Source organism: Hungatella effluvii (assembly GCF_003201875.1).
Lineage (GTDB): Bacteria > Bacillota > Clostridia > Lachnospirales > Lachnospiraceae > Hungatella > Hungatella effluvii.
Genome location: NZ_QJKD01000006.1, coordinates 305,257 through 318,302 on the forward strand (window position 1 = coordinate 305,257; position 13,046 = coordinate 318,302).

At 50.2% G+C, this 13,046-nt stretch carries 12 protein-coding genes; 4 read left to right on the plus strand and 8 right to left on the minus strand.

Features of this window, described 5'->3' with window-relative positions; all coding sequences use genetic code 11:
* Positions 1-55: 55 nt before the first annotated feature.
* Complete coding sequence (locus tag DFR60_RS13805) at positions 56-1,381, plus strand: uracil-xanthine permease family protein (RefSeq protein ID WP_432764110.1); 1,326 nt, start codon at positions 56-58, stop codon at positions 1,379-1,381.
* A gap of 30 nt (positions 1,382-1,411) precedes the next feature.
* On the plus strand, positions 1,412-2,041 hold the full coding sequence (gene upp, locus DFR60_RS13810; RefSeq protein WP_055653124.1) for a uracil phosphoribosyltransferase: 630 nt from the start codon (positions 1,412-1,414) through the stop codon (positions 2,039-2,041).
* Positions 2,042-2,144: 103 nt separating this feature from the next.
* Here the strand turns inward: upp and DFR60_RS13815 are convergent, their stop codons facing one another.
* The 3 genes from DFR60_RS13815 to DFR60_RS13825 form a co-directional block, all read right to left on the minus strand.
* Positions 2,145-3,476, minus strand: coding sequence for a sodium-dependent transporter (locus DFR60_RS13815; RefSeq protein WP_110323396.1), 1,332 nt, complete (start codon positions 3,474-3,476; stop codon positions 2,145-2,147).
* 86 nt (positions 3,477-3,562) lie between these two features.
* Complete coding sequence (locus tag DFR60_RS13820) at positions 3,563-4,249, minus strand: acyltransferase (RefSeq protein WP_110323397.1); 687 nt, start codon at positions 4,247-4,249, stop codon at positions 3,563-3,565.
* Positions 4,250-4,262: 13 nt separating this feature from the next.
* Complete coding sequence (locus tag DFR60_RS13825) at positions 4,263-6,323, minus strand: DNA topoisomerase (protein ID WP_110323398.1); 2,061 nt, start codon at positions 6,321-6,323, stop codon at positions 4,263-4,265.
* Positions 6,324-6,447: 124 nt separating this feature from the next.
* On the opposite strand from DFR60_RS13825, the gene DFR60_RS13830 reads away from it, so the two are divergent.
* Positions 6,448-6,936 carry a YbaK/EbsC family protein gene (locus tag DFR60_RS13830; RefSeq protein WP_110323399.1) on the plus strand — a complete coding sequence of 163 codons (489 nt, stop codon included), beginning with the start codon at positions 6,448-6,450 and terminating at the stop codon, positions 6,934-6,936.
* 127 nt (positions 6,937-7,063) lie between these two features.
* On the plus strand, positions 7,064-7,684 hold the full coding sequence (locus DFR60_RS13835) for a hypothetical protein (RefSeq protein WP_110323400.1): 621 nt from the start codon (positions 7,064-7,066) through the stop codon (positions 7,682-7,684).
* A 286-nt stretch (positions 7,685-7,970) separates the two neighbouring features.
* Here the strand turns inward: DFR60_RS13835 and DFR60_RS13840 are convergent, their stop codons facing one another.
* The 5 genes from DFR60_RS13840 to DFR60_RS13860 form a co-directional block, all read right to left on the minus strand.
* Positions 7,971-8,774, minus strand: a complete 804-nt coding sequence (locus DFR60_RS13840) for a nitroreductase family protein (RefSeq protein WP_110323401.1) — start codon at positions 8,772-8,774, stop codon at positions 7,971-7,973.
* A 25-nt stretch (positions 8,775-8,799) separates the two neighbouring features.
* Positions 8,800-9,684, minus strand: coding sequence for a DMT family transporter (locus tag DFR60_RS13845; RefSeq protein WP_110323402.1), 885 nt, complete (start codon positions 9,682-9,684; stop codon positions 8,800-8,802).
* A gap of 179 nt (positions 9,685-9,863) precedes the next feature.
* A complete protein-coding gene (locus DFR60_RS13850; RefSeq protein WP_110323403.1) occupies positions 9,864-10,922 on the minus strand; it encodes an aldose epimerase family protein in 1,059 nt (352 codons plus the stop codon).
* Between the two features lie 34 nt (positions 10,923-10,956).
* Positions 10,957-12,042, minus strand: a complete 1,086-nt coding sequence (asd, locus tag DFR60_RS13855; RefSeq protein ID WP_110323404.1) for an aspartate-semialdehyde dehydrogenase — start codon at positions 12,040-12,042, stop codon at positions 10,957-10,959.
* A 152-nt stretch (positions 12,043-12,194) separates the two neighbouring features.
* Positions 12,195-13,046: a DegV family protein gene (locus DFR60_RS13860; RefSeq protein WP_110323405.1), complete on the minus strand. Its 852-nt coding sequence runs from the start codon at positions 13,044-13,046 to the stop codon at positions 12,195-12,197.

Consider the following 13,046-nt stretch of genomic DNA (forward strand, 5'->3'; position numbering starts at 1 on the left):
CCATATTTGATAAAATAGTACGGAAAAATACAAAGATATGAAATGGGGTAGCAAAATGAGTGAAAAAACGCAACTGACAACACGAGACTATCTGCTCAGCATCCAACACCTGTTTGCCATGTTTGGCGCGACGGTTCTGGTTCCTTTGCTTACCGGTCTCAATCCATCGCTCGCACTGTTTTCCGCAGGTGTGGGCACCTTAATATTCCACTGCTGTACTAAGTTTAAGGTTCCTGTTTTTCTCGGTTCTTCCTTCGCCTTCCTGGCCGCATTAAGCGCCATCATTCGACCGGAAGGCGTTGTGGTTGCAGAAAACATTCCTTTAGCACAGGGTGGAATTATTTTTGCCGGTCTGATCTATCTGCTGTTTGCACTGATTGCGTTTTTAATCGGAGCGGACAAGATCAAGAGGGTATTTCCTCCGGTTGTAACAGGACCCGTGATCGTGGTCATCGGTATTAACCTGGCGAGCACCGCGATCGGTGATGCGACCGGCGGCTTAAGCCTGGCGGACGGCCTTACCTCTGAGATCGCCTTAAACCTGGGCATCGCCCTGTTTACGCTCTTCGTGGTAATCCTCTGTTCCATATTCGCACACGGTTTTTTCAAACTGGTCCCGATCTTAATCGGAATCGCCGCAGGATACGTTCTGTGTATTATTCTGGGCGCGGTCGGAGTCTTCCATATGGATTATTCCGCCATTACGTCCGCAGCATGGATTAATATCCCCTTTGTGACAAAGGATATGAATGGAGTTCCTTTTATGTCTCTTCCGAAATTTGAGCTGGGCGCCATTCTCTCCATCGCACCGATCGCCTGTGTTACCTTTATGGAACACATCGGTGATGTTACCACCAATGGTACGGTTGTCGGAAAAGATTTCTTAAAGGATCCGGGTCTCCACAGAACCCTGATGGGCGACGGACTCGCAACCTTATTCGCCGGATTCGTCGGCGGACCTGCCAACACCACGTATTCGGAGAATACCGGTGTTCTGGCCACTACGAAGAATTACAACCCGCGTCTTCTGCGTGTGACCGCCGTCTTCGCGATCATCCTCGGCCTTTTTGGTAAGGTAGGCGCAATTCTTCAGACTATTCCGGGCCCGGTCAAAGGCGGCGTAGAAGTTATGCTGTTCGGTATGATCGCCGCAGTCGGAATCCGCTCTCTCGCGGAATCGGATCTTGATTTCACTCACAGCCGCAATTTAACCATCGTCGGACTGATCCTTGTATTCGGCCTCGGTTTTGCACAGATGGGCGGACTCAATGTCCACGCAGGCTCCATAACGCTTAACATCTCCGGCCTTTTCATTGCCGTTGTGATCGGAGTTCTCATGAATATCATACTGCCTCAGGCAGCCGATACTGTAAAAAACTAAAGAAAGGATTTATATACCATGGAATATCCAATTGAAAATGTAACTGTCTTCAGCCACCCGTTAATCCAGCACAAGATCTCTATCCTGAGGGATAAGAGAACCGGAACCAATGAGTTCCGCGCTCTGATCGAAGAGATCGCCATGCTTATGGGCTACGAGGCCTTAAGAGACCTTCCCTTAAAGGAGGTTGAGGTCGAGACTCCGATCGAGACCTGTATGACTCCCATGATCGCAGGGAAGAAGCTGGCCATCGTTCCGATCCTTCGTGCCGGCCTCGGTATGGTGAACGGAATCCTCGCTCTCGTTCCTTCTGCCAAAGTCGGTCACATCGGTCTTTACCGCGACGAAGTCACACACGAGCCTCACGAGTACTACTGCAAGCTTCCGAACCCCATTGAGCAGAGAACCATCGTGGTAACCGATCCCATGCTGGCTACAGGCGGTTCTGCCGTCGCAGCCGTGGATTTCATCAAGGAACACGGCGGAAAGAACATCAAGTTCATGGCAATCATCGCCGCTCCGGAAGGTCTGGAACGCCTTCACAAAACCCATCCGGACATTCAGATCTATGTCGGCCATCTCGACCGCCAGTTAAACGAGAATGCCTACATCTGCCCAGGCCTGGGAGATGCCGGAGACAGAATTTTCGGTACGAAATAAGACAATGAAACTGTAAAGCTGACAGGAGCTGTAAAATAAGTTCCTATAAAAGAAACGCCAGTTCCGACAAATGCCGGTTCTGGCGTTTCTTTTTTATCTTCTCTTATCCAATTCCTTTGTATACAATGCTCATAATAAACACCAGGACGGCGAGTCCCACGTAAATATATTTTGCAGCAAAGCAAAACAGCTTCCCAACCGGCTTTTTCCGTCCGGTATTCAGTTCCTCTCCGATCCTTTTTATCCCCAGAACCCAGTAGATCATGATCGCGCAGAGCACGGCTCCGAAGGGCACGACGTAGATCGTTATCATATCCATCCAGGAACCCATATACGGCTCATACTCGATGAAAAGTCCAATCAGGAACACGAGACAGCCCACGAGAAGAACCGCCTTTTTCCGGTCGAAATGCAGATGAGTCTGGACCGCCTCCGCACATACCTCAAACATGTTGACAAGGGACGTGATTCCTGCAAAAAGCACGGATAAGAAGAACAGAACGGCCACCCATCTTCCGGCCGGTATCTGTGCGAAAACCTTGGGAAGCGTGATGAACATGAGCGGCGGACCGCTGGCCGGATCCATCTGAAACGCAAACACCGCCGGAATGATGGCAAAGCCTGCGAGCAGGGCCGCCACCGTATCGAGCAGAGCGGTCGTCATGGCCGCCTTCGGTATATCTTCCTTCTTGTCTAAATAACTGCCGTAAATGATCATTCCAGACCCGGTAATCGATAAGGAGAAGAATGCCTGTCCCATGGCCATCACCCACGTCTCCGGCTTAAGCAGAAGCTCCCAGCGTGGGATCAGCAGATACTCATACCCGGCAAGAGCGCCGTCCAGGAAGAATACCCGCACCGCAATAATCACGAACAGGATGAAAAATGCAGGCATCATAATGCGGTTGACCTTCTCGATCCCCTTCAGGACACCACCTACCAGTACTACCATAGTGATTACCACCACCATGAAATGCCACGGCACGCTGCCGAAATGGCCAGTCGCCTGGGAGAAATAGACCTCTGCCTCCATCCCCATCATAACTCCCGACAGAGAGCCAAACAGGTAACGGAGTACCCAGCCCACGATAATCGCATAACCGATCGCGATTCCCAGAGAACCGATCAGAGGGATGGCGCCGAGAAGTCCCCCGCCCCTTCTCCCTCTGCTCTTCAGCGCATAGCCGTAAGAACCGATGGGGCCGGTCCCAGTCAGTCTTCCAAATGCAAATTCTCCCGACAGCCCTACCATGCCGAATAAAAAGATAAATCCGAAATAAACGAGTAAAAAAGCTGCGCCTCCGTACTGCCCCACGCGGTAGGGGAACATCCAGATGTTCCCCATTCCGACCGCAGAGCCCACGGAGGCCAGTATAAATCCAAGCCGCGAACCGAACTTGCCGTTCTTCCCCGCAGTATGTGTTTTTTCTGACATGTCTCTTTGTACCTTACTCCTTGATTTTATCGCTGGCCTTCCTCATTGGACGGCCTCTTTCCCGGCCTTTTTATCGGCCTTCTTTCTTATGCTTCCTCTGTTTCGCGTTTCTCTGCCACTTCGCCCTGCTTCTTGTAGATGCAGCCCCCGTCAACACAGCCTCTTACGCTGGAAAGCGGATAGATATTGGATTTCGGTCCGATTACGGTTCCCGGATTTAAGACTGAGCCGCAGCCGACTTCCACGAAGTCACCCAGGATCGCGCCGAATTTCTTTAATCCGGTCTCGATATCTCCATCCTCTGCGTGAACCTTAACCAGAGTCTTGTCAGATTTCACGTTGGAGGTGATGGAACCGGCGCCCATGTGTGACTTATAGCCCAGGATAGAGTCGCCCACGTAGTTGTAATGCGGTACCTGAACGCCGTCAAACAGGATAACGTTCTTTAACTCACAGGAGTTTCCCACAACGGCGCCTTCACCAACGATGACGTTGCCGCGGATAAATGCACAGTGACGAATCTGTGCGCCCTTACAGATGATTACGTTATCGGCCAGACACGCGGTCGGCGGCATCTTGACGGATTTGTGAATCCAGATGGATTTGCCCATGCGGTTGTATTCGTCTTCCGGAAGCAGCGCGCCGAGGGATGTAATATACTCACCGATCTTGGGGAGGATCTTCCACGGATACGTGTTTCTTTCAAATAAAAGTTTTGCTATGGTATGGCTGGTATCAAATAAGTCCTGGATTTGCATATCTTCTTTTTTCATGGTCTTAAGTCTCCTATTTTGTTTTTTTATAATTAGCCGCCGCCGCATCAAATGCGCCCCGAAGGCCGTATTGATTGTTCAGCCTTAATACATTGGCCGTGCGTCCAGCGACAAAATTCTCGAGTTTCTGCATGTATTCATCGGAGGTAATGCTTCCCTCCGCCACGTAGGTAAGCCCTTTTTCCCAGCTGGCCGTCAGCTCTGGATTCAAAAGCTGGCGGATCGAGGCGTTTACCACGTCAAAGATCATCTCCCCTAAGAGTGTCGGGGTAATAACCTGGGTCTTCTGGTTTAAAGCCAGATATTTAATATTGAACAGCTTCTTTAAAATCTCGGCACGGGTCGCACTGGTTCCGATGCCGCTTCCCTTGATCTGGGCCCGCAGCTCATCGTCCTCGATCAGCTGGCCCGCATTCTCCATGGCCAGAATCATGGAACCGGAGGTATAGCGCTTGGGAGGTGATGTCTCTCCCTCCTTGATGGCCAGACTCTTAAGGGGGATTACAGCGCCCTTCTTCAGAGTCCCCAGCATGGCGATGAATTCCGGATTATCCATGTTTTTCTGTGTGGAATCCGCGCTGCCCTCCTCGGAGTCTCCGGAGCCATTCTCCGCCTGTCCGTCCTTTGGCTTGGCATCTGTTTTTTTCTTGCTTCCCGGAACATCCGCCACCTTTAAGTACCCTGCCTCCAGCATGACTCGGAAGTTTGCAAAAAAGTGCTCCTTATCGATAACCAGCTCCAGCGCGTATTTCTGGTAGATGGCCGGAGGATAAAAGATGCTTAAAAATCGTCTGGCAATTACCTCATAGACCTTCGCGGAAAGCGGCGACAGGCTTCGTAAGGCCCCCATGCCCTGTCCGGTCGGTATGATTGCGTAATGGTCCGTAATCTGTTTATCATTCACGTACCGTGTTTTTGCAATCCCTTTAAAGGAACCGGACTCCAGTGCTTCGGCGGCAAAACCTGCCAGCGGTTCAAAGTTCTTTAAGCCTCCGATGTTCTTGTAGATCTCCTTCGCCACTGCGGTGGAAAGGACTCTGGCATCGGTTCTCGGATACGTGACCAGTTTCTTTTCATACAGTTCCTGGACGACCTTCAAGGTCTCATCCGGACTGATCTTAAACATCTTGGAGCAGTCATTCTGAAGCTCCGCCAGGTTGTAAAGAAGCGGGGGATTCTTCGTCTCCTTCTTCTTCTCGATGGCCTGCAGCACCGCATTCATGGGCTGAACCGCGGAAAGTGCTTCGATTAAGGCTTCCGCTGTCTTTCTCTCTTTAAATCCGTTCTCCTTATAGAGATACGGGGATTCAAAATATCTGGAGCCCGGGGCGCTTTTCCACTCTCCGTCAAAATCCATGTCCTGAGGTGAGAACGTACCGATCACCCGGTAAAATGGAGTCTTAACAAAGTCCCTGATCTCCCGCTCCCGCCGGATTACCATGCCCATGACACACGTCATGACGCGTCCCACGGAAATCACCGTATTCTTTCCGGTCCTTAAGTAATTCGAAATATTCTGCCCATACTTTAGTGTGAGCAGACGGGAAAAATTAATTCCCATCAAATAATCTTCTTTTGCCCTTAAATAGGCTGAGGCGGAAAGATTATCGTATTCCGTCTCATCTTTTGCCTCCCTGATTCCTCTTAAAATCTCTTCCTCTGTCTGGGAGTCGATCCATACCCGCTTTTGGGCCTTATCCTTCACATCAGCCATCTGGGCCACCAGACGGTAAATATATTCTCCCTCGCGCCCCGAGTCAGTGCAGACATATATCGTATCCACGTCTGGCCGGTTCAGCAGACCGCTTACGATTTTAAACTGTTTTTCGACGCTGGGAATCACTTCATATTTAAATTCTTTCGGTAAAAAAGGCAGAGTCTCGAGACTCCATCTCTTGTATTTTGGATCGTAGCATTCCGGATAGCTCATGGTAACTAAATGGCCTACGCACCATGTGACAATTGCCTGTTCTGATTCAATATAACCATCGCTGCGCCTTCCGTTTATCTTAAGCGCGTTGGCAAATTCCTGTGCTACACTTGGTTTTTCTGCAATGTATAAAGATTTTGACATGTATATCCCCACTGATTTCTATTCATAACCCGTCTATTATACCATTGAAAATCCGGAATATCAATGATACAATTATAAACAATTCTATTTCTATTTTATTACGTTAAAGTGAAGGAGTCTTATTATGTCTATTGCAAAAGTAAAAGAATATCTGAGAGATTACGGCAGAGACTGTGACGTACAGGAGTTTCCGGTGTCCAGTGCCACGGTGGAATTAGCGGCCAAAGCGCTGTCCGTAGAACCCGCCCGCATCGCCAAAACCCTTTCTTTTCATGGAGATGAAACGAACGGCTGTATCCTGATTGTCACAGCCGGAGACATGAAGATCGACAACGCCAAGTTTAAGAAACAGTTCGGTTTTAAGGCCCGGATGCTGGGCGCCGAGGAAGTCGCCATGCTGACCGGCCACGAGGTGGGCGGCGTCTGCCCGTTTGCCAATCCGGAACACGTGACGACTTACCTGGATGTCTCCATGCAGCGGTTCCCCTCCGTATTTCCGGCGGCCGGAAGCGCCAGCTCCGCGATTGAGCTTACCTGTGAGGAACTCTTTAAGTATTCACAGGCAAAGGAATGGATCGATGTCTGCAAGGCAAAAGATGTTCAGGCCATATAAAGAATGTCCTGGTTATCCGGGTTGAACTTATGATAAAATTAGTTGTTTCTTTATAGAAACAATGATATACTAGCCTTGGCTGAAGATGGTAACGTGATACAGGTAATCCATATCAGGAGGTGTTAATATGTTAGAACATAGTGATTTGCAGGCAATCAGGGACATCATGAAAGAAGAAATCGGAAGATCAGAAAATCTTCTCAGAGATAATATAAGGACTGAGATCGGAAGGTCAGAAAATCTTCTCGGAGATGATATAAAGACTGAAATCGGAAGGTCAGAAAATCTTCTCAGAGATAATATAAAGACTGAGATCGGAAGGTCAGAAAATCTTCTCAGAGATGATATAAAGACTGAAATCGGAAGGTCAGAAAATCTTCTCAGAGATGATATAAAGACCGAGATCGGAAGATCAGAAAATCTTCTTAGAGATAATATAAAGACCGAGATCGGAAGATCAGAAAATCTTCTCAGAGATAATATAAAGACCGAGATCGGAAGGTCAGAAAATCTTCTCAGAGATTTTATAAAGACTGAGATCGGAAGATCAGAAAATCTTGTATTAAATGAGGTTGACAGAGTACAGGAGAATCTAGAAACGAAGATGGAACAGCTCCAAAAAAATATGGATGAGCTGACACAGTATTATCGGGCAGTAAAGTTAGATCATGAAAACAACGCTCTTTTCCTTCAGATGATTCAGGAACTCAAAAAAGAGATGGAGCAGCTCAAAATGAAAATCGCATAAAGATTTCAAATGAAAGTATTACATTCCTGGCAAAAGTAAGTAAAAGAAGAGGCAGTGAAAAAAGAGTTATCTAACTCCATTTTTTAGCTGCCTCTTTCGCTTTTTTGAGCAGTTTGTCATTTTAAACACTTCTTTATCCCGTATACTGGCTTGCCTGCATTTGAAACATCTCCGCGTACGATCCAGTGCCGCTGTCGGTTCATCCGGCACGATAACCGGGAAATCCTTATACAGCGCTCTGGCAATCGCCAGCTTCTAAAACCGTCTCTTATAAGCTCTATGAAGATTATAAAAACCGGATGTCGCCCGTCTTCCGTGGCGCCGTTCTCTGATATTTCACGGCCGGATACCCCAGAAGCATACAGCAGGCAAGAGTTCTGCCTTCGAGTCCCAGCCACTCCATCAGTTTCGGGCTCACACTGACTGTTCTCTGCAGGTAGCCGCTGTATAGGGCGCCAGCGCCCTCGGCCACCGCCATATTTTCCATATTGGCCGCCGCAAGACCTCCATCCAGCGGATTATCTGCTGCTGTAATCAGCAGGCACGGAGCATTAAAGAAGAAGGTGTCATCCTTGGGGTCGTTCTTCCATTTCTCATAGAAACGAGTAAAGGCACGCACGTAGTCAGGTTTCGTCTCCCGCAGGATCTCCAGAATGTATGGAAATTCGGACCAGAACAGTTCCTTGAACTCGGGGAGGCGTGTCTGTACTGCCACAAAGGTACACGCCTGTGCATTCTTCGCCGTTGCCGTATAGCGCCCCGCTTCGATGATCTGCTCCAGCACTTCCCGGCTGATAAGTGCATCCTTATAACTGCGGATGCTCCGGCGGAATTTTACCGCGTGAAGAAAGTTTTCCGGAGATACGGTGAACGAATCCTTTTGATACGCTTCCACCCCCGCCATATCATACTCTGGTATGGAAACCGCCTCGGAGGGACAGACTGCCACACAGTGGCCGCAGGTGATGCAGGGCCATTTGGCAGCGGCCTTTTTCTCGTTTAATACAATGGCGTTTCCCGGACAGTCCCGCACGCAGAGACCACATCCGATACACCGTTCCTGATCAATTATAACTGCATTATTCATCATTCAGTTCTCCTTTTCCCACTTCGTTTTAAGATACCGTTTTTTTCCTGTATTCGGAGAGAATCACTGCCGCAAACATGAATACACAGCCGGCCATCAGCCGGACTGTCAGCGGATCTCCCAGGAAGATCACGGAAAAGATAAGACCGAATACCGATTCAAACGATAAGAGAATGGATGAGGTGTTCGGCGTTAAATATTTCTGCCCCACATTCTGGAGCAGGAATCCGATCATTGTGCTGAAAATTCCCAGATACAAAAGACCAATCATCATCGTGTTGTCAATTACCCCGCCGTCAAACGGTCCTTCCAGAAGCGGCGCGATAATCCAGCTCAGGGCCGCAGCCACCACCATCTGCAGCACCGTCATCGTGATTGGGTCGTGATCCGTCGTATAGCGGTCGATAAATACGATGTGGACTGCGTAGAAGAAACCGCAGATCAGGGTCAGTAAATCTCCGAGGTTGATGGATAAATCCCCTTCCAGCGACAGAAGCGCAAGGCCCACGACCGCGATACAGGCGGCGATGATATTATTTCTCTTCGGTTTCTTATGGTTAAAGAACCAGTGAAGAAATGGCACGAGGATCACATACAGTGTGGTGATAAACGCATTTTTGCTGGCCGTCGTGTACTTTAATCCATACGTCTGAAAGAAATAGCTGACAAAGAGAAACACGCCCAGCAGTCCCCCGCAGAATAAATCCGATTTGTTGATCCTCATCACCTTTCTCCAGAATACCAGGATCAGTGCGATAGCCGCTATGGTAAAGCGAAGCGCCAGTAAGTAGGTGGGGGAAATGATGTCCACCGAATTTTTCATGACAACAAATGCGCTTCCCCAGATGATGGTCGTGATGATCAGCCCGATGGCTGCCAGTATTTTGATTCCTTTTCCGTCTTTCGTACTCATAGGTTTCCCTAATGTCCTTTCACATACACATGGGCTGCCGCGGCCGGATTATGGCCGTGGCAGCCCTTTGCTTTCTATGGTGCTGCAGTGCAGTTCACGGCCCCTTTGTCCGTCCTGCCGCCCGGTCTGCACTGGCGGCAGGGCGGACAAAGGGGCCGTGAACTGTAACGTTTAAAGCGTTACCAGCGTGTAAACCGGTATATCGTAGTAGTCCGGTATTCCTCTCCCGCTTTCAGTACCGGCGAAGGAAATTCCGGCATATTCACTGCGTTTGGATAGTACTGTGTCTCAAAGCAGTAGCCGTATCTCGGGGCATATACCATGCCACGCTTGCCGGCCGGGCCTGCGCCGAGGAAATTGCCGGTGTAGAACTGCATTCCGGGAAGGTCCGTGTAGACCTCCATACGGATCCCCGTTTTGTCGGATTCAGCTGCCGCGGATAGTTCAGTCTCCCCGGGAGCGTGGTTTAAGATCCAGTTATGATCGTAGCCCTTGCCGAGAATCAGAGCCTCATACTCCTCTTCGATGTCGCGGCCAATCACCTTCATGGTGGTGAAGTCCATAGGCGTACCTGCCACCGGTACGATCTCTCCGGTCGGAATGGAGCCTGCGTCCGCCGCCGTATACGTATCCGCGTCGATCCATACTCTCTGGCCCATGGCATTCCCGCCGTCCTGGCCGTCCAGATTAAAGTAACTGTGATTCGTAAAGTTTGCAACCGTATCGCTGTCGGAAACCATATGGTAAGCGATGACCAGGCTGTCATCCTGCGTCAGCGTGTAGCTCACCGTGATGTTGGCATTTCCCGGGTATCCCTGATCGCCGTCAGGACTGAACAGCGAAAAGCTGATGACGGTTCCGAGAGCGCCCTCCTCTGTCTCGACCTCCCAGAGACGGTCGTGATACAGATCCGGCGCGCTGTGCAAATTGTTCGTTCCGTCGTTGGCCGCCAGCCGGTACTCTTTCCCGTTCAGCGTAAACTTCGCCCCCGCAATGCGGTTGGCGTTGCGGCCAATCGGTGCTCCGAAGTGGGGCGGATTCTCCAGGTACGCTTCCACACTGTCATATCCCAGAACCACATCGACGAGTTTTCCGTCTCTGTCAGGCACGTTCATCGTCACCCATGTGCCGCCCAAATCGGTAAAAGAGGCCGATACGCCGTTATCATTAGACAGCGTATAGAGTGTGACCGCTTCCCCGGAAGGCATAACTCCCCACTGTTCTTTCCTGTAAGCCATTTCAGCTACCTCCGCGTTTCTCTTATTTGTGTCACTATTTTGCCTGAATATATCCCTGTGCCGTTAAAAGTTCTGCACAGAGCACTGCGCCGCCGGCCGCGCCGCGGACCGTGTTGTGGGACAGACCGACAAATTTATAATCGTACACGGTGTCCTCACGAAGACGTCCGATGGAAACACCCATACCATTTTCAAAATCCACGTCCATGGTTACCTGCGGGCGGTTGTCTTCATACAGATACTGGATAAACTGCTTTGGAGCGCTTGGAAGCTCCAGTTCCTGAGGAAGCCCCTTGAAGCTTACGAGGCGCTCGATCAATTCCTCCTTAGTCGGTTTCCTGCGGAATTTTACGAAAACTGCGGCTGTATGACCGTTTAAGACCGGAACACGGATACACTGGCAGGTGATAACCGGCTCGCTCGCTTTAACGATCTCTCCGTTCTCTACCTTTCCCCAGAGTCTTAATGGTTCCTGCTCGCTCTTTTCTTCTTCGCCGCCTATGTATGGGATGATGTTGCCTTCCATCTCAGGCCAGTCCTTAAAGGTCTTGCCTGCGCCTGAGATTGCCTGGTACGTTGTAGCCACGACCTCGTACGGCTCAAACTCTTTCCAGGCGGTTAATACGGGAGCGTAACTCTGGATGGAACAGTTCGGTTTTACAGCGATGAAGCCCCGCTCTGTGCCGAGGCGCTTTCTCTGATCCTTAATCACTTCGAAGTGCTCAGGGTTGATCTCCGGTACTACCATCGGCACATCCGGTGTCCATCTGTGCGCGCTGTTGTTGGAAACGACTGGTGTCTCTGTCTTCGCATAGGCTTCCTCGATCGCCTTGATCTCTTCCTTCGTCATATCGACGGCGCTGAATACGAAATCTACGCTGGCGGCAACTTTCTCCACCTCGTTTACATTCATCACGGTCAGCTTCTTTACTGCTTCCGGCATCGGAGTCGTCATTTTCCAGCGGTCTCCTACGGCCTCCTCATACGTCTTTCCAGCGGAACGGGGGCTGGCAGCCACGGTCACCACCTCATACCAGGGATGATTCTCCAGCAGAGAAAGAAATCTCTGTCCCACCATACCTGTAGCACCTAACACACCAACCTTTAACTTCTTTTCCATAGTTTTCTCCTCATTTCATTTCTTTTTTCAGACTATCCTATAACAAAGTTAAAAAAAAATCAAGGTTTATTCGTCACAAAAATACATTTGTACGTCTGCGAGAGACATTTTCCTAAAATGTACGTTCTGGAAAAGAATCGCACGTTTTTATTTTATGATTTTACAGCAAATATAATTCCCAGCGTGTTTGGGCCGCAGTGGCTGGACACCGTACATCCGGCCTCCGTCACCAGTATCTCCGAAAAGATTCCCCGGCTCCGGATCAGCTCCCTGGCTTCCTCCACCACCGCTTCCGGGCAGGCCGCGTGGGTGAGAAAGATTACGTCCGGCGCACAGCGCCCCTGCACCGCGTCGAGCCGTTCCCCGATATATTTTCTCACACACTGCCGGAACGCGCCGCGGTACTTTCTGTCCACAGTCAGTTCCCCGTCCCTCACGCTGATGCTGGGCCTGATGTTCAGCAGATTGGCGCCGAACGCGGTAACCGCCGAACAGCGTCCGCCCTTCCGTAAATAGTCCAGCTTGTCGATGACAAAACTCACATCCATGCGGGTCTTCAAATTTTCCAGCTTTGCCGCAATCGCTTCCGGTTCCATGCCGGCCTCCGCCATCTTTGCGGCGGCTACTGCCAGATAACCGATTCCGGTGGTAAGATTCATGGAGTCCACCACCGTGACGCCAGGAACTTCCTCCGCGGCCAGAACTGCGTTCTGATAACAGCTGGACAGCGCCGAACCGATGGTAAAATGAATCAGCGCACCGCACTCCTTCCTAAGTTCCGTAAAAGCGCCGCAGTACTCCGCCGTATTGATGGCGGTCGTACTGCAGATCTCTCCCCCCGCCGAAACATGGCGAAAGATATCGGACGGTTTCAGTTCGATTCCATCCCGGTATGTCCTTCCCTCCATGATAATGGCCTGAGGGATTACCGTAATTCCATACTGTTCTGCAATTTCTGCCGACAGATCGCAGGAGCTGTCGGCAGATATCCCTATTCTCTTCAC